Origin of the sequence: Streptomyces sp. NBC_01304 (genome assembly GCF_035975855.1) — a bacterium.
Taxonomy (GTDB): Bacteria; Actinomycetota; Actinomycetes; order Streptomycetales; family Streptomycetaceae; genus Streptomyces.
The window spans coordinates 728,184-744,554 of sequence record NZ_CP109055.1 but is presented as its reverse complement, the minus strand read 5'-3'; the positions used below and the strand labels follow the sequence as shown (position 1 = coordinate 744,554).

Here is a 16,371-nt window from a genome sequence, read left to right as displayed (position 1 = left end):
TTCCCCATGAAGACTCCAGAGGGCGAGTCGAGGGGGAAGGCTCAAGGGGAAGCCTCAAGGGCCCAGGACCTGCAGAGATGCCCAGAGCGCGAGGGTGGAAAGGGCCAGCGCCGCCGGGGTGGTGAGCAGGCCGAGGCGGGTGAACTCCTTGAGGCGGACGTCGTGGTCGTGCTGGTGGGCGATGTGCCGCCACAGGAGCGTGGCCAGGGATCCGGCGTAGGTGAGGTTGGGGCCGATGTTCACGCCGAGGAGTACGGCGAGGACGGCTCCCGGGCCCGAGGGGGCTGCCAGGGGAGTCAACGCCAGTACGGCAGGCAGGTTGTTGATCAGGTTGGCGAGGACCGCGGCCACCGCGGCGGTGCCGAGCAGGGCAGGCAGCGAAGCGCCGTCGGGCACGACCCGGCCCAGAGCGTCGCCGAGGCCGTTGTCGATGACGGCCCGGACGACGATGCCGAGGGCCAGGACGAAGGCCAGGAAGGGCAGCGAGGCAGCCTTCACGATCCGGGCCGGTGTGATGTGGCGGCGGGCGAGGGCCCGCGCGGCCATGACGAGCGCGCCGGCTGCGGCAGCCCAGGCCGGATCGATGCCCAGCGCGGAGGCCACGCCGAATCCGACGAGCGTGGCCGCCACCGTCACCAGGGCGAACACCGGAAGCTCCGGCGGTTCCGTCACGTCGTCGGCGCCGCGAGCAGGGGCATCGAGGTCCGCGGCGAAGAAGCGCAGGAACACGGCGTATTCGACGGCGATGGCGACCAGCCAGGGCAACAGCATCAGCAAGGCGAAGCGCGTGAAGGACAGCCCTGTCGCGGTGAACGCCAGCAGGTTCGTCAGGTTGGAGACGGGCGACAGGAGCGACGCCGTGTTGGACAGGTGGGCTCCGGCGTAGACGTGCGGTCGTGGCCGGGTGCCCATCCTGGCGGCCGTCGCGAACACCACCGGGGTGAGCAGGACCACGGTGGCGTCCAGACTCAACGCGGCGGTGATGACCGAGGCAAGCGCGAAGACGGCCCCGAGCAGCCGCCGTGGGCGACCGGCCGCCCAGCGTGCCATCCAGGCGCCGCAGGCGTGGAAGAGGCCTTCGGCGTCGCAGAGTTTGGCGAGCACGAGAATCGCGGCGAGGAATCCGATCACCGGGCCGAGCCGTCCGGCCTCCTGCTGTACGTCCTGCAGCGGGATCGCCCCGGTCGCGATGACCACACCAGCGGCCGGGACGGCGAAGGCCGCCTCGGGCCACCGGAAGGGGCGGACCACGGCGCAGACCAGAACCACGGCCAGCGCCGCCACCGAAAGGCATTCCACGAACATGATCTAGATCATGCAGCGTGGTCGGTGCCCGGCCGACACCGGCCCGCCCGGCGGGCGACCGGCGTGTCCGATCTCCGTGCGCGCGAGCCCGGTCGACGTGCGCGTCGCTGCCCGGGCCGGTGCGAGCTATTCGTTCTTCATGGCGAGCAGGGTCAGGCGGGGGAGGTGACCGGGGTTTGCGGAGGCGTCCCGAACAGTGGTTCAAGGAGGGCGAGCGCTTCGCTGAGCGTGCCGGGGCGGAGCATCGCGGGCATGGCGCGGCCCGCCCAGCCGGGGCCGGCCGTCATCAGCGCGGGCCGGCCGCGGGCGCCCTTGACGCCCCAGGTGTGCGAGGCGATGTGCTGGGCCAGGGGGCGGCTCGCGGTGGAGCGGGTCTGGGACCACAGCACGACCGCCGTGGGGCCGAGCCTGCTGACCGCCGCATCCAGGGCCTCGGGTGGTACGGCAGGGCCGAACATCCGCACCGGCAGGCCCCGTTGGGCCAGGGCCGCGACCAGCGCCTCGAGGGCGAGGGAGTGCTGCTCGCCCGGTACACAGGCCAGTACCAGGGGCGGGCGGTCCACCGGGGTCGGCAGCGTGGCCGGGGCGCAGCGCAGCGCGGTCGACACATGCCAGGACAGCAGGTGCTCGACCTCCACGTAACGGTCGCCCGCCGAGGCCCACTTGCGGCCCACCGCGCGCAGGGCGGGCGCCATGACCTCTTCCCAGGCCACGACCAGGCCGTGCCGCGCGACGAACGTGCTGAGCAGGGCGTCCACGGCGGGTGCGTCCAGGCGTACGGCGGCCCGTCCGAGACCACGGCACTCCTGGCGTACGTCGGCGAGCGGCAGCCCGCCGTCCGAGCGGCGCGGAGCGGGTACGGCGGATCGCTGCTGCCCGGCCTCCGGACCGGACACCGGGGCGTTGCCGGCGAGGGTTGTGCGGGTTGCGTGGGCTGCGCGGGCGGCTTCGGCGGGTGGCACGCCGGTCGCGGTCAGTCGGCACATCTCGCGCAGTACGGCGATGTCCTGCTCGCCCCACCGACGGTGCCGGCCCTGCACCCGCCGGCCGGGCCCGATGCCGTACCGCTTGTCCCAGGAGCGCAGCGTGACGGGGGAGATGCCCAACTGCCGTGCCACGGCACCGGTCGTGATCCCGACGGCCTCGGGCGGGGGAGGTGCCTCTTCGTCCACACGGCCACGATACGGCGCACAAACGATGCAGGTTGCTACTTCATGGCAGTGGGCAAACCATTGGCACAGCGCACGATGGCGGGGTGATCGATCCCCCCGGCCCCGCCATCGTCCGAAGGCAGCTCCCGGTGACGGTCGACCAGGACCCCGTCCACCTCAGCGGAGTCGGTGCTGCTGAGGGAAGGTGGCCCTCCCTCCCCCGAGTAGCGGCCACCTTCGTCCGTACGGCACCCCGTGGTGCCGTACGGACATCATCAAAGGCGGGGGGCTTCCGAACGCTCCCGGGGGACCCCCGGGCCACGGAACGGGAGCGTCCGGCTGAGGACGAGGTTGGTGGTCGTGCTCCCGAACTCGGCCAACTCGTCGACGATCTCCTCCAGGTGAGCCATCGACGTGGCCGCCACCTTCATCACGTAGCAGTCGTCCCCGGTGGTGCGCAGGCACTCCAGGATCTCCGGGCGCTCCCCGAGCAGCCGCCGCAGCGGCTCGTGCCGGGTCCCCGGCCCCGGGTACTTGAGCCGGACCACCGCAAGGACCGGGTGTCCGGTCCGCTCCAGGTCGACCTTGGCCTGGTACCCCGTGATCACCCCGGCGGACTCGAGGCGCCGTACCCGCTCCGTCGTCGCCGAGGTGCTCAGGTTCACCCGCCGCGCCAGTTCCGTGAACGGGATCCGCCCGTCCCGCTGGAGCTCATCCAGGATCGCCCAGTCCGTCGTATCAAGACTCTCGGTCATCCAGTGAGATTACCGGCACATCCACGGCCAAGTGGCGTGTGAACAGGCAGGAATCCCTTCTGGCGGCCCTTCCTGCCTGACTAGGCTCGACTGCATGAAGATCGGCGTCAACGTCCTCAACTTCGGCCCCGGAGCCGACCCCGGCGTCCTGCGGAACTGGGCCCAGGCCGTGGAGGGTCTGGGCTTCGACCTACTGATGATCTCGGACCACATAGCCATCACGCCGGATGTCGCCGAGCGCTATCCGGCACCGTTCTACGAGCCCTTCACCACCTTGTCCTGGCTGGCCGGCCTCACCACCCGGATCCGGCTCGGCACGACGGTCCTCGTCGCCCCCTACCGGCACCCGCTGCTCACCGCCCGGATGGCGGCCAACCTGAATGAACTGAGCGGCGGCAGGCTGGTCCTCGGCGTGGGGGTGGGCTGGGCACGGCAGGAGTTCGCCGCGCTCGGCATCCCGTTCGCACAGCGCGGACGGCTGACCGACGAGCACGTACGGGACATGCGGACGGCCTGGACGGACACCGCTTCCCTTGGAGACCGGAAGATCCCGGTGTGGGTCGGCGGCAACAGCGACGCGGGACTGCGCCGGGCCGTACGCCTCGGCGACGCCTGGCATCCACTGCGCCCCACGCTGCCGTGGCTGCGCGAAGCCATGCCCAGGCTGGAGGCGTACGCGGCCGGGGACCACCTCCCCGTGCCCGCCCTGGCCCCACGGATCGCCCTCCGGCTCACCTCCGCACCGGTCGACGGACCGGAACGGCTCGCCGGTGAGGGCACCATCGACCAGATCATGGACGACCTCGACCAACTGCGGCTCCTCGGCGCCGAGTCCGTGGTCCTCGACACCTACCAGGGTGACCCCCGCGAGACGTGCCACCCGCAGGCGGCCTGGCAGGCCCTCGCCACGGTGGCCGCCCACTTCTCCGCGCCCCTCACCGGAACGGAACAGCCATGACCACACCCGACGACCACAGCCTCCTGCGCCGGGCCATCGCGCTCGCGGCCGAAGCACGCGAGAGCGGCAACCCGCCGTTCGGGTCGCTGCTGGCGGGACCGGACGGGACGGTCCTGGCCGAGGAGCGCAACACGACCCTCACCGACAGGGACATCACCGCGCACCCGGAACTGAAGCTGGCGCGGTGGGCCGCGCGAGAGCTGGACCCGGACACGGCGGCGGGCACCACGATGTACACCAGCTGCCAGCCGTGCGGCATGTGCGCGTCCGTCATCCAGTGGGCGGGGCTGCGACGTGTGGTGTTCGCCCTGTCCGACGAACAGCTCCTGGACATCAGGCCGGCCCCCGTCCGATCCCCGGTGCTGCAGGACGGCCCCGCGCTGCTCGACGAGGTGCGGGCCGTGGTCGAGGGCTACTACCCCTGACTGCCCGTTCCTGATGCCTGGGCCAGGGCAGACCGGACGCCCAGAACTTCGCCGGGGCTGCATCCGCCGGGTCGGGGTACTCCGACGTGGGGGGGGGGGGCGACGTTCCGGCGATGAGGGGAGTGGCCAATGATCCAGGCAGCCGATGTACGGGAATGGCGGAACCATGACGTCGTCGACCCGGACGGGCACAAGATCGGAGTGCTGGAAGCGGTCTACGTGCACACGGCCACCGACGAGCCGGCCATGGCGACCGTACGGGCCGGGCTCCCCACGCGTCACCGATTGCTCTTCGTCCCCCTGACCGAAGCCGTCGTCGGGCCGGGCTACGTCAAGGTCGCGTACCCCAAGTCGCTGGTGAAGAAGGCTCCTTCGATCGGCACGGACGACGTCCTGCCGGCGGATCAGGAGGAAGGGATCTATCACCACTACGGCATGACCTACAAACCTGGCCTCGGCGGCGAACGACAACTCGCCCGCCGCTGAAGACCTGTCGCCACAAAGGGTGTTGCTGTGACGATCTTCTTGCTCGTCATCCTGATCGCGGTCGCGCTGGGCATCGTGGGCGCCGTCGTCAAGGGCCTGGGGCTTCTGCTGGTCCTGGGCATCGTGTTGCTGGTGGTGGACGTGGCGCTCGGTGTGCTGCGCTGGTCCCACCGGGCCGGCCGACGTCCCATCAGGTAGGTGCGGTCACGTCCGCCGTCGCTGGGGCTGCCACGGTCCGGGAGCAGGCCGGGAAAGAACTTTCCGGGTTCCGGTCACATCTTCGCGCCGGCATCCGTCAGGGCTGTGAAGACGCCGATGAGGCCGATCCCGATGCAAGGAGAGCAGCCATGACGAACACCAACACCTCCATTTCCCGGATGCCCAACCCTGGCGAGTTCGTGCCCGAGCTGGCCGACATCAGCGCGGCTCTCTTCCGGGCCACGGGCAACCAGTCGGTGCCGCGCACCACGATGAGCCTTGTTCACCTGCGTGCCGGGCAGATCGTGCACAACACCTATCTGACCATTCTGAACACGAGCTTCCTGCGGAAGGCCGGGGTGTCCGAGGAGCGCATCACGGCCGTTTCCTCGTGGCAGGACGCTCCGTACTTCACCGACGCCGAGCGTGCCGCCCTCGCCTTGGTGGAGGCCACCCTCCAGCCCGCCCCGCAAGGCAAGGAGCGGGTGGGTGACGAGCTGTATGCCGAGGTCGCCAAGCACTATGACGACAAGGCGCTGGCCACGCTCACCATCGCGATCGGCCAGATCAACTTCTTCATCGCGCTGGCCGTCATCGGCAAGCCCCAGCCGGTCACCTCCCTCGCCACCCAGCAGTGGGACTAGGGCGTGTCTTCAAACTCCCGTCGTCGCCCGAAGGGCGGCCTTGCGGCGTCTGGTGCGTGCTCTCGGCGTGCCGGGTGGAAGTCCTCGTACTGGACGTACTTGGGCTTTCGCCCGGTGCGGCGAGAGTGCGTGCCGGGCGTCGCGGGGCAGACGGGAGTTTGAAGACACGCCCTAGGGCCTGTTTCCCAGCTACTCCCGACGCCCGTGTCCGTCCCCCCGCTGTCCAGGCTTACCTGGCTTACCCGGCTTGTGCTGCGGCCCTCCCGGCTTCTTTCCCGAGCCCATCGCCGAGGAGGGCCACGACGTCGGAGCCTGTGGTGAGAGCAGGGCGTCGCCCGTGCACGGGCCCAGACTGCCCGCCGGGCAGGTGGTGGCGTGTGTGGTGGCCTTCTCGATGCCGGTCGTGCCCTGCGGATAGCTGATCTTCAGGCAGACGGTGTTCCCTGCCGGCCAGCCGTTCTGGATCGTCACCGGCAGGACGCCCGGGTTCTCGTCCACGGCCGCCGCGGTGAGATCCGCGCCGTCCAGATGGGCGTTGGTGAAGTTGGCCCCCTGCAGGCAGGCCTTGAACATGCGGACCGGCTGGCCGTCCAGGTCGGTCAGATCGGTGCCCGTGAAGTCGGCGTTGACCAGGCAGGCGTAGGAGAAGTCGGCGCCCTTGCAGCCGTTCTGCGACACCGACACGAAGCTGATGCCGGTCAAGTAGGCGCCGGAGAAGGAGGTGTTGCGTATCAGCGCCTTGGCCACGCTCGCCTGTGTGCCCCACAGATACACACCGCTCAGTGACGTCCCGGTCAGGTTGGCGTCGGCGAGGGTGGCGTTCTCCATCTGTGAGCCGGACAGGATCGCGGCCCGGTAGTCGCTGTCCGCCTGCAGTTGGGTGCTGCTGAGGTCGGCCTTGGTGAGATCGCACTCGGAGAGGGTGGCGCCGCGCAGATCGGCTCCGGCGAGGACAGCTCCGTACAACTTGTGGTTGGACAGAACCCAGTTGGTCATGAGCGAGGAGCGGGCGGTGAGGCCGCTGAGGTCGACGGGGAGCGACAGGATCTGGGTGTCCGTGAGGTTCATGAACGACCAGTTCTTGCCGATCTGGGTGAAGTCGACGACGGCCTGGGACAGATCGGTGAGGTACTTCGGGTCGTCGGAGAACACCGGCGGGGAGGAGAACACGGCCGGGCGCAGATCGCAGCGGTGGAAGACGGTGCCTTTCATCACCGCGCCGCTGAAGTCCACTCCGGTCAGGTCGCAGGCCGTGAAGTCCACGCCGGACAGCGAGGTGCCGAAGCGCGCCCCGCGGACGCCGGCCGAGGCCGCGAAGTCCAGCCCGGTCAGATCCGCTTTCCTGCTGCTCGTGTCGAGGAAGACCGCGTTCGTCAGTGTGGCCCCGGTGAACCCGGCACCCTGCAGCTGGGCGCCGCTGAAGTCCATGCCGGTCAGGTCGACCCCGTCGAACCGGGCATTGGTGAGCACGGTGTTGGTGAGGTCGGCGCCGGCCAGGGCGGCCACACCGCGGAAGTCGGCTCCGGTCAGATCGCAGCCGCCGAGGTCGGTGCCGCTCAGGTCGGCGCCGGCGAAGCGGGCGCCGGGCAGCCGCAGCCCGCTCCAGTCCTCCTCGCTCAGGTCGCACCAGGTGTAGTCGCAGCCTGGCGGGCAGGCGCCGGACAGATACGTGCGGGCGTACGCGGCCGAGGGTGCGGAGACGCCCATCGCGTACGGGAACTTCGCGGGCGGCGTGGGCGCGGTGCTCCAGCCCCAGAACTTGCCTCCGGTGGACAGCGCCCACAGGCCGAAGGTTCCGCCGGGCGGCCCGTCGTACGCCATGAAGGAGACGGTCGGTGGGCCCTGGGCGTTCGGTGTCTCCTTGTACAGGAACTGGGTGGGTTTGATGCCACCGGGGGTGTTGCTGCCGACGCCGTTGGCGTTCTGCGCCACCGCGCTGATGGGGGAGGGCGCGAGATAGGACTCCCAGAGCCCGCCCGGCCGGGTCGGCTGGGCGGTGGCGCTCTCCAACTGGCCGGTGACCAGCCTGTATCCGGGCACCGGGCTGGGCGTCGGCGCCTTGTACACCAGGATCTGGGTGCCGGAGCCGAGGACGCCGTTGATGCCCCAGACGATGCCTGCGGTGGTGTCGAGGACCTGGAGCTTGCCGTAGAAGGGGGACTTGACGCTCATCGCCGCCCCCGCCTCGGTTTGCGCCCCGACAGGCCGGGCGGCGGGGCGGGCGGCAGCCACTGGCTGACGGAGGGCTGGGGGCGCCCGTACGCGTCCACGATGACCTCGAAGTTGAGGGTGTACATGGAGCGCAGGATGTCCACCGTCATCCGGGCCGCCGGTACCTTCGGGGTGGAGACGAGCAGCGATCCGTCGGGGTTGTACAGGTCCATCTGGTACTGCGTCGGCTTGCTGCCGTCCCCGGTGTAGGACAGGACGTACAGGTACCCCTGGGCCTCGGTCGCCAGGTCGAGCAGGTGCGTCTGTGAGCGTTTGACCAGGGCCATCGTCGCGATCTTGGCGTTGGGGTCACCGGGGTTGTCGGGGTCGGCGAAGTACTTGACCGGTTTGCCGCATGTGTCGAAGGCCTGCACCCGCTGGTTGCCCGCCTCCAGGACCAGGACCCTGCCGTCGAGGGCGGCGGCGATCGCGACGGGCTGGTAGATCAGCCCGTCCCGGGTGCCCTTGCCCGCGGCCTGGGTCGCCATCGGGGCGTCCTGGTCGGCGACATAGCTGTCCAGGACGTCCAGCTTGAAGATCTTGTGGGTGGCGCTGTTGATGCCGAACACGAAGCCCTGCGAGTGGTACACGCAGTGATCCATCGGCAGCGGGAAGCGTCCGTAGCTCTGGTTGCTGCCGACACCGAAAACCGGTCCGGGGCCTGCGTGGCTGAGAGTGAGCCGGCGCAGATGGTAGCCGCCGGCGGGGTTGGATTTCGGGTCGAAGGCGCCGCGGGTGGGGTCGACGAAGAAGTTCGCGCCCTTGCCGTCGTCGGAGCTGGCCAGGTCGTACGCCATCAGCGGCTGGCCGGTGAAGCCGACCTTCGGGTACGAGAGCCCGGCCTGCGGGTGCTCCAGGACGGAGAGGTTCTGCAGCATCCACAGCGCGTCGTTCGAGACGGGACGGTCGGGCTGATCGGGCGGCACCGAGAGCCCTGTGGCCTGCCAGCAGTAGCCGATCATCTCGGGGGACTGGGCGACGGTGAGGTCGGCCCATTGCACCAGCGCCTTGCCCTTGCTCGCGTACGGCGAGGGCGTGGTGACGGTGGCCGTCGGCGGCTTGCCCGGGTAGTCCAGCCAGCCCAGGTCCCCGGAGGACAGCTGCCCGATCTTGCACTTGTGCAGATAGACGCTCTGGTCGTTCAGCGTGGGCTCGTTCGTGGTGACCACCACCTCGACACTCAGCTGGCCCTTCTCGACCACGCTGTCGATCCAGTCGGTCTGGCCTTGACCGGACTGCCAGCCGTCCTCGGCGTAGAAGACGACCAGGACCTTGAGGTTGCCGCCGGAGGGCACGGCCGGGAACTTCACCACGATCGCATCGCTGACCGGGTGGTCGTCGTCCAGGTAGTTGGTCACGACGGGCAGGGTGGTGCCCACGTCGTAGGACACGGTGACCGTGTAGTGGTCGTGGTAGTCGGGGAACTTGTTGTAGCCGGGGTCGGGCTTGAGCGTGACGTCGAGCTCCACCGAGCGCACCAGGTCCGTCTCGTACACGAACGGCGACTGCAGCACTTCGGCGGTGGTTTCGGCGAGTTGGGCGGCGGTGACGGCCTTGTTGAGCACCGCGAGGGCGGTGTCGATGAACGGAATGGCGTCCTCGGCGGCGGCGCCGAGGAGCTGCGCGAGCACCCATTTGCCCAGCGAGGTCGCCGGGTCAAGGAGCAGCGGCCCGAACTTCTCGGCCAGTCCCGCAGCGGCCGCGCCGGGATCCTGCGAGGTTCCGATGTACGCGGCGGTCGGTCCGGATACGAGGAACGCCCCGGCGGTGCAGACGGCGAACAGCACCTCCTTGTCCGCCATGATCGACTTCACGGTGTCGGTCTCCATCACGGCCGCGGACGCCCACATCAGGAAGACCGGCAGGGCGAGTTCGGCCAGACAGGTCACCGTCAGACCGATCGGGCACACCGCGGTGTCGTACGTCCCCGTGCCGAGGCCGCCGCAGCGGAAGCGCACGGCGGCCACGTCGTCCCAGACGGGGACGGAGAGTCGCACCGGCTTGTTCGGAATGGGGACGCCGAACACGGTGGTGACCGGCTGCAGCAGTGCGAGGAACGGTGTGTTCGGATCGGGCTCGAAGGCGCCGCGCAGATACTCGGGGATCTGGTCGTTCCAGCCGGCCGGCGGGGACAGGACGGTTCCGCCGGGGCCCAAGTACTGCACGCCGACCGACAGATGGCGCAGCCACTTGTTGGTGCACTCGAAGGACAGCGTGCCGTAGCCGGTCGCGTCGGTGAGCGCGATCGGGGCGGTGACGAGGCCCGTCGGCTGGCTCTTGTCGGGATAGGTGAACCCGGCGGCGAGGGTGGTGCTCTTGCTGCCGAGGTCGATCCGGATGTCGTAACTGAGTCCGGATGCCCCGGTGTTGAGGGTGCAGGTCGCGCTGCCCGTGACGGCGGTGTCGGGACCGGTGAGGGCCACGGTGTACTGCTGCATGGCAGTGTCGGGATCCGCGCCCGCCGCGTCGGGTGTGCCGGTGAGCAGCCCGGTGGGGTGATCGGCCGAGCTGACGACGAGGGAGACCTGCCCCTGGGCGAGCAGGGACGCGATGGTCTGTGAGGGCAGCGGCACGGCGTCGTTGCTGGACCAGGTGCCCTTGCCCGTCCACACCGTGGTGGTCGGCGGCTCGGTGTACGAGACGCTGCCGGCGTCGATGCTCAGCCCGTTGGACGGGGTGAGGTTGCGGGCCGCCCAACTGCCCGCGTCCGAGCGGAGCAGGTCCGCCGGGGGGACGGAGCCGCTCGTGCTGTCATAGTCCGACGCCGTGGTCCCGTACTCGTAACTCCACTGCTGTCCCTCGAGGTCCGGATGGTTCTGGGCGCTGATCAGCGCGGCCTGGAGCGGGCCGGTGGTCATGTCCTGGACGTCGGGGCTGGGGGTGGAGCTGAGGGCGTTGCTGCCGTCGATCTGCGTGGTGATCATCCACGCGTCGCCCTCGTCGAGGATCTCCAGGGGGAGTTCCATGGTGCTGCTCACGGCGGGCGTGATGCAGTCCTCGATGATGATCGCCGGGATGCTGCCGCCGTCGTCGGTGTTGAGGTTGACCAGGTCGCTGTGGTGGTAGAGCAGGGCGGTGGCCGCGTCGATGGCGTCGTTGATGTCGTAGATGTGGTCCGGGAACTCGGGCAGCGCACTGTTGCCGAGGACTTGACGCACCCGCTGGGGCGTGACGTCGTACTGCGCAAGCTTGGGGTGGACGGCCGGCTTGGCGCGGCCGAAGGGCGTACCCCTGCCGCTCTCCTTGCGCCACCTGCGCAGGAGCCTGGCGCGTCCTGCCTCCCGGCCCGCGGTGGGGACGTTGACGGCCATGTGCACCACATGATCGATCTGGCGGCTCCCGAGGCGCTTGCGGATCGTCACCGAGTTCATGCCGATGGCGTCGGTGAAGAGGTCTGCCTCGACGAAGTGCGTCAGATGCCGGTCCGGAACGAGCCGCAGCAGGGGAACGGCCTTGCGTGCCGCGGTCAGCGTCGCCGCCGTGTGTCGCCGCAACGGCACCGCCAGAGCGCCGTGGTGGAAGGTGTACTCGCGCTTCCCGCTCAGATGGGAGAAGTCGTAGTGCAGCGTGCGGTGCTCGGTGGGCCTCATCAGTGGCCTCGCCTTCAGCTCGCAGAAATGCAGGAGAGTGGGGGGAGAGACCACGTGCGTGACGGCAGGCCGGGCGGCGCGGAGCAGGTCGCCTCGCGAAACCGGTGTGCGCGCAAGCCGGTGCCGGGCCATGGAGTCTGGCACCGGCCCGACTTGTCGACAACGGCTTCGGCGCGGGCGGGGGCCGCGGCCCCAGGTTGGCTTGAAAGGGATGGCGCTTGCGCGGCGAGTCGTCGGCGCACCGCACCGGGAGCCGTCAGATGCGGATCGGCATCCGGCCGTCAGCATCGACCACTGCGGACGTCCTGGACATGACGCTCCTGCGGCGCATCGGCACGCGCGCCTTCGGGGTGCTGCTCGCGCTGGGCCCCGCCGCAGGAGCGGGAATCGGCTTCCTCGTCCTGCACGAGCAGCTCACGGTAAGCCAGTTGGGCGCCATGGCTCTGGTCGTCCTCGCCGGAACATGGTTGCTGCGCCAGGCCGCAACAGCGGTGCTCCAGGCGCGCCACCACGAGACCAACGGTGAGGCTGAGTGCGGCAGGAAAGTCGTCATGGCTGGGTGCGGCGCGTCACAGAGAGGGCCGGTCGGGGTGGCTGAAGGTCCTCAGCGGTCGATCGCCGGTACCCGGTTCAACCCGCTGCGTCCTGGACGTCCATGTCGTCGCCGACGGCGAGCTCACAGGTCCACAGGGTGATGCAACTCCTTGCTCAGCTCTTCGAGTCGGGACTTGAGGTGGGCGCGGTTGCCCAGGAACCGGTCCGGCCGCAGCCGGTCGGCGTCGACCGCCACGCCCCGCTCGGTCAACGCACCGCTCAGGCTGGTGCCGTTGGACCAGGCGTCGGTCGCCGCGGCCTGCACCAGGCGGTAGGCCTCCTCGCGGTCGGTGCCGGCGGCCACGAGGTCGAGGAAGACCTCGGAGGAATAGATCAGCCCATCGGTGAAGTCGATGTTGCGGGCCATGCGCTCGGGGAAGATCCGCAGGCCGCGCAACAGGTCGGCGGCGCCGGTGAGTTGGTAGTGGGCGACGGTCAGGCTGTCGGGCAGGATGATCCGTTCGCTGGACGAGTGGGCGAGGTCCCGCTCGTGCCACAGGGCGACGTTCTCGTACGCGGCACCCGCGTTGGCGCGCAGCAGCCGCGCCAGACCGCACAACCGCTCACTCGTGGTCGGGTTGCGCTTGTGCGGCATGGCGCTGGAGCCCTGGTAGGCGCTGGTGCGGGGTTCCTCGACCTCGCCGACCTCGGTGCGCTGCAACAGGCGCATCTCCAGGGCGAATTGCTCGACGACGGCCCCCGTGACCGCCAGCGCCGACAGCAGCTCGGCGTGCCGGTCGCGGGCGACGACCTGCGTCGGGATCGGCTCGATGCCCAGGCCGAGCTCGGCGCATACCCGGGCCTCGACCTGCTCGGAGATGTGGGAGTACGTGCCGACCGGGCCGGAGATCGTGCCCACGGCCACCGATGCGCGGGCAGCCGTGAGCCGGGACAGGCAGCGGTGCATGGCATGGGCGTGCCCGGCCAGCTTCTGCCCGAACGTCGTCGGCTCCGCGTGGATCCCGTGCGTACGGGCGATGCACGGGGTGTCCCAGTGCTCCAGGGCCCGCTCGGCCAGCAGCCGGGCGAAGTCGCGTGCCGCGTCGATGACCAGGTCGCACGAGCGGGCCAGCAGGTGGCCGAGCGCGGTGTCGACCAGGTCGTAGCTGGTCATCCCGTGGTGCACCCAGCGGGCGGAGTCGGCCGGCATGGTCTCCGTATAGGCGGCGAGGAAGGCCAGAATCTCGTGGTCCCGGGTGCGCTCGCACTCCCGGACCCGCTCGACCGACGGCACCGGCGCGCGCCGGATGTCCGTCAGCGCCTCGGCCGGGACCACTCCGATCTCCGCCTGGGCCGCACTGGCCAGCACCTCGACCCGGACCCAGGTCGCGTACTTGTGCTCGTCGGTCCACAGGGCGGCCATCTCGGGTCGCGCATACCTGTCGATCAAGGCTGGAGCCCTTCTCTGCCTGCTGGTTCGCCCAGATCGGTGTCGCCCGCCGGACTGACCGCGCCTCACTGAATGTAATAGGCGCCCAATGGTAGTGCATATTACATTGTGGTGGTCGTTCCAGGAGGCGATTCGAGGACGGGATCATCCACCGACGCGCCTCGGCGTCCGGCTCAGGGATGCAGGGTGGGCCGGTAGACGAGCTCTTGGATGTCGCCGTCGAGCGTGCGGTGCTCGAGCAGTTCGAGGTCGAAGTCGGCCGCCCCGTGGAAGATCGGGTCCAGTCCGGTCCGACCGGTGATCACCGGGAAGAGCGTCACCTGGACGCGGTCGACCAGACCGGCGGCCATCAGTGCCCGGTTCATCGACAGGCTGCCGTGCGAGCGCAGCGGTACTTCGGACTTCTCCTTGAGCTGAGCGATGACGTCCACGGCGTCGCCGCTGACGACGGTCGCGTCCGGCCAGTCGAGGGGGCCTTCCAGGGTCGACGACACCACCGTCGCGGGCAGGTTCACCATCCGGGTGACCCACGGGTCGCGCACCTCGGACTCCTCGGTGCTCGACGCCAGCATCTGCGCGAACGCCCGATGGGTGTTGGCCCCGAAGACCATCCGCTGCTCCTCGGCGTACAGGCCGAGGCGGTGGTCGAGGAGCTCGGGGCCCTGCTTGCCCCAGTAGCCGGTCCAGTCGCCACTGGCGGCGCCGAAGCCGTCGAGGCTGGAGAAGACGTCGAAGGTGTAGGTGGCGGTCATGGTGGTCTCCTTGAATGCGAGTGCGGTTGATCTCGTTCCAGGGATACAGACCGGCCGCCACGGAGAGACTCATCGGTCGGGGCGCCCGGAGTCAGGCGTCGGGGCCGCGCCCTGCCGTCAGGATCCTGTCGAGTCGTCGTTCTCGGCGGAGGACGGGGCGGCGAGGGCGGCCAAGTAGTCGTCCAGGAGCTCGACCTGGCGCTGTGGCGTGAATGCCGCCGGGGCGAACAGGGCCTGGACGACCAGGCCGAGGGTGAAGGACTGGGCGCCGGCCGCGATGTCTGCGGGGTTTCCAGGAGGCAGCTCGCCGAGCTCCTGGGCCGCGGCCACCCGGTCGCACAGCCGGTCCCGGCTCTGGGCGTACTTGCGGGCGTAGTCGGCGCTCAGGTCGGCGTCGGAGAGCGCGGCGTCCCAGGAGGAGACCCAGATGCGGTTGCTGTCGGTGGCCTCTGGGGTTAGCGGCAGGATGTCGAGGAGCGCGGCCCTGAGGGCCGCCAGGCCCTTGCCCGCCTGGCGACGGGGGCGGGAGAGGGTGCGCTGCTCCAGCAGGTCAAGGGCGTACTCCACCAGGGCGCGCTTGGTGGGGAAGTAATGCGTGAGCAGTCCGGTGGTCGCGCCGAGTTCGGTGGCGACGGCGCGCAGGGTCAGGCCGGCGAAACCGCGTGTGGCCATGACCTGCCAGACGGCTTCGGAGACGTCGCGTCGGCGGGCCTCGTGATCTCCCTTGGTACGTGGCATGCCACCACGCTACATTGACGTAACACCTGTTATGTGAATGAGGAGGGGTCTGATGTTCTCGTTGGCTCTGCGCGACGGTGCTTGCCTCGCACCGCTGGAGGTCTGGCACGCCGAGGAGTTCGCAGCCCATCTGGACCGGGCCCGCGAGCACATCCGGCCGTGGGTCGGGGCCGGATTCGTCACCGACGACGTGGACGGAGCGCGGGCCACGCTTCAGCGGTACGCCGAACGCCAGGCCGCCGACGGCGCCCGCCTGTACGGCATCCGGCGGGATGGCGTACTGGTCGGCGGCGTGATGTTCACCGATTTCGACGCCGCTTTCGGCTCGTGCGAGATCGGGTGCTGGCTGGAGCCGTCCGGCGAGGGCCACGGTCTGATCACCCAGGCGTGCGGTGCGCTGCTGGACTGGGCGCTCACGACCCGGGGACTGCACCGGGCCGAGTGGCACTGCCGGGCCGACAACGATCGCAGCTCGGCGGTGGCCAAGCGGCTCGGCATGACGCTGGAGGGTGTGCGCCGCGAGGCGTGGCCGTACGAGGGCACGCGCTACGACAAGCAGGTCTGGGCGGTCCTTGGACCGGAGTGGCGAGCCCTGGGGAAGTGACCGGGCGGACCCGTGCGACCGCGATGCGGTGACCGCCCGTCGCCCGGATGAGGGACCGGGCGAAGGGCCGCATCCGCAGCCCCGGCAGGTTCCATGGGGGAGGCCTCTTCGTACCGAACTCGCGCCCACCGTGGAGAAAGAGGACGGCCGCGACGGGCGACGCGGCGCCGTGAGTCAGCACGAGTGGGGACCGGGGGCGTCGTCCCACAGCAGCACGAATCACTGCCCTTCTGTGTAGGTCGGGTCCTGTGGCATTCCGTGGCCACCAGGCCACCAGACCCTATTCGGAGCCGTGGGGCTTGCGGACGGGTCCCCTTCGTCACAGAAATGTCGGCCGTGCGTGTCAGTGGTCCTCGGACAGCTCGATCACCTGTCCCGCCAAGACCAATCCGCGGACGGCACCGCTCCGAACAACTGGTGACACGGTGTCCACCGGGCCGTCTCTGATCGGGACCGCCATGCAATGAGGAAGGCCACACGGATGGTCGACAAGGGAGTCCTGTGAGGGCTGCGCACAGTGCCGATTCCACTCCGACCCCACCGTCCGGGCCGGACCTGGCGGCATCCCTG

15 protein-coding genes are annotated in these 16,371 nt (G+C 69.9%); 6 read left to right on the top strand and 9 right to left on the bottom strand.

The genetic code is table 11. The features are described from left to right. Positions 1–54: 54 nt before the first annotated feature. From OG430_RS03270 to OG430_RS03260, 3 genes are all read right to left on the bottom strand, one after another. Positions 55–1,305: an arsenic transporter gene (locus tag OG430_RS03270; RefSeq protein ID WP_327350846.1), complete on the bottom strand. Its 1,251-nt coding sequence runs from the start codon at positions 1,303–1,305 to the stop codon at positions 55–57. Positions 1,306–1,457: 152 nt separating this feature from the next. Further along, the gene (locus OG430_RS03265; RefSeq protein ID WP_327350845.1) at positions 1,458–2,477 is read right to left on the bottom strand and encodes a MerR family transcriptional regulator; all 1,020 of its coding nucleotides are present in this window, start codon (positions 2,475–2,477) and stop codon (positions 1,458–1,460) included. Between the two features lie 254 nt (positions 2,478–2,731). Continuing rightward, positions 2,732–3,211: an Lrp/AsnC family transcriptional regulator gene (locus OG430_RS03260; protein WP_327350844.1), complete on the bottom strand. Its 480-nt coding sequence runs from the start codon at positions 3,209–3,211 to the stop codon at positions 2,732–2,734. A gap of 94 nt (positions 3,212–3,305) precedes the next feature. Between OG430_RS03260 and OG430_RS03255 the strand changes: the two genes are divergently transcribed. The 5 genes from OG430_RS03255 (at position 3,306) to OG430_RS03235 (ending at position 5,922) form a co-directional block, all read left to right on the top strand. Next, positions 3,306–4,169: an LLM class flavin-dependent oxidoreductase gene (locus OG430_RS03255; protein ID WP_327350843.1), complete on the top strand. Its 864-nt coding sequence runs from the start codon at positions 3,306–3,308 to the stop codon at positions 4,167–4,169. After that, positions 4,166–4,594 (top strand): nucleoside deaminase, encoded by a 429-nt coding sequence (locus OG430_RS03250; RefSeq protein WP_327350842.1) that lies wholly within the window; start codon positions 4,166–4,168, stop codon positions 4,592–4,594. The genes OG430_RS03255 and OG430_RS03250 overlap by 4 nt, the downstream gene beginning before the upstream one ends. A 129-nt stretch (positions 4,595–4,723) precedes the next feature. After that, the gene (locus OG430_RS03245; RefSeq protein ID WP_327350841.1) at positions 4,724–5,080 is read left to right on the top strand and encodes a PRC-barrel domain-containing protein; all 357 of its coding nucleotides are present in this window, start codon (positions 4,724–4,726) and stop codon (positions 5,078–5,080) included. Between the two features lie 27 nt (positions 5,081–5,107). Then, positions 5,108–5,278 (top strand): hypothetical protein, encoded by a 171-nt coding sequence (locus OG430_RS03240; protein ID WP_327350840.1) that lies wholly within the window; start codon positions 5,108–5,110, stop codon positions 5,276–5,278. Between the two features lie 149 nt (positions 5,279–5,427). Next, on the top strand, positions 5,428–5,922 hold the full coding sequence (locus tag OG430_RS03235) for a carboxymuconolactone decarboxylase family protein (protein ID WP_327350839.1): 495 nt from the start codon (positions 5,428–5,430) through the stop codon (positions 5,920–5,922). 189 nt (positions 5,923–6,111) lie between these two features. Here OG430_RS03235 and OG430_RS03230 read toward each other — a convergent pair whose 3' ends face one another. From OG430_RS03230 to OG430_RS03205, 6 genes are all read right to left on the bottom strand, one after another. Further along, positions 6,112–8,094 carry a pentapeptide repeat-containing protein gene (locus OG430_RS03230; protein ID WP_327350838.1) on the bottom strand — a complete coding sequence of 661 codons (1,983 nt, stop codon included), beginning with the start codon at positions 8,092–8,094 and terminating at the stop codon, positions 6,112–6,114. Beyond that, positions 8,091–11,723: a hypothetical protein gene (locus tag OG430_RS03225; RefSeq protein WP_327350837.1), complete on the bottom strand. Its 3,633-nt coding sequence runs from the start codon at positions 11,721–11,723 to the stop codon at positions 8,091–8,093. The genes OG430_RS03230 and OG430_RS03225 overlap by 4 nt, the downstream gene beginning before the upstream one ends. A 281-nt stretch (positions 11,724–12,004) precedes the next feature. Beyond that, positions 12,005–12,235, bottom strand: a complete 231-nt coding sequence (locus tag OG430_RS03220) for a hypothetical protein (protein ID WP_327350836.1) — start codon at positions 12,233–12,235, stop codon at positions 12,005–12,007. Positions 12,236–12,399: 164 nt separating this feature from the next. Then, positions 12,400–13,707 carry an adenylosuccinate lyase gene (gene purB, locus OG430_RS03215; RefSeq protein ID WP_327350835.1) on the bottom strand — a complete coding sequence of 436 codons (1,308 nt, stop codon included), beginning with the start codon at positions 13,705–13,707 and terminating at the stop codon, positions 12,400–12,402. Positions 13,708–13,880: 173 nt separating this feature from the next. Then, entirely contained in the window at positions 13,881–14,459 is a 579-nt protein-coding gene (locus tag OG430_RS03210; RefSeq protein WP_327350834.1) for a dihydrofolate reductase family protein, read from the bottom strand. A 117-nt stretch (positions 14,460–14,576) separates the two neighbouring features. Continuing rightward, positions 14,577–15,197, bottom strand: coding sequence for a TetR/AcrR family transcriptional regulator (locus OG430_RS03205; protein WP_327350833.1), 621 nt, complete (start codon positions 15,195–15,197; stop codon positions 14,577–14,579). Between the two features lie 52 nt (positions 15,198–15,249). Between OG430_RS03205 and OG430_RS03200 the strand changes: the two genes are divergently transcribed. Then, complete coding sequence (locus tag OG430_RS03200) at positions 15,250–15,801, top strand: GNAT family N-acetyltransferase (protein ID WP_327350832.1); 552 nt, start codon at positions 15,250–15,252, stop codon at positions 15,799–15,801. The last annotated feature ends 570 nt before the right edge of the window (positions 15,802–16,371 follow it).

Excerpts from the sequence above, each read along its gene's own strand:
- OG430_RS03270 (WP_327350846.1), bottom strand. The coding sequence starts at position 1,305 with ATGTTCGTGGAATGCCTTTCGGTGGCGGCGCTGGCCGTGGTTCTGGTC.
- OG430_RS03260 (WP_327350844.1), bottom strand. The coding sequence starts at position 3,211 with ATGACCGAGAGTCTTGATACGACGGACTGGGCGATCCTGGATGAGCTC.
- OG430_RS03255 (WP_327350843.1), top strand. The coding sequence starts at position 3,306 with ATGAAGATCGGCGTCAACGTCCTCAACTTCGGCCCCGGAGCCGACCCC.
- OG430_RS03250 (WP_327350842.1), top strand. The coding sequence starts at position 4,166 with ATGACCACACCCGACGACCACAGCCTCCTGCGCCGGGCCATCGCGCTC.
- OG430_RS03245 (WP_327350841.1), top strand. The coding sequence starts at position 4,724 with ATGATCCAGGCAGCCGATGTACGGGAATGGCGGAACCATGACGTCGTC.
- OG430_RS03235 (WP_327350839.1), top strand. The coding sequence starts at position 5,428 with ATGACGAACACCAACACCTCCATTTCCCGGATGCCCAACCCTGGCGAG.
- OG430_RS03230 (WP_327350838.1), bottom strand. The coding sequence starts at position 8,094 with ATGAGCGTCAAGTCCCCCTTCTACGGCAAGCTCCAGGTCCTCGACACC.
- OG430_RS03225 (WP_327350837.1), bottom strand. The coding sequence starts at position 11,723 with ATGAGGCCCACCGAGCACCGCACGCTGCACTACGACTTCTCCCATCTG.
- OG430_RS03210 (WP_327350834.1), bottom strand. The coding sequence starts at position 14,459 with ATGACCGCCACCTACACCTTCGACGTCTTCTCCAGCCTCGACGGCTTC.
- OG430_RS03205 (WP_327350833.1), bottom strand. The coding sequence starts at position 15,197 with ATGCCACGTACCAAGGGAGATCACGAGGCCCGCCGACGCGACGTCTCC.
- OG430_RS03200 (WP_327350832.1), top strand. The coding sequence starts at position 15,250 with ATGTTCTCGTTGGCTCTGCGCGACGGTGCTTGCCTCGCACCGCTGGAG.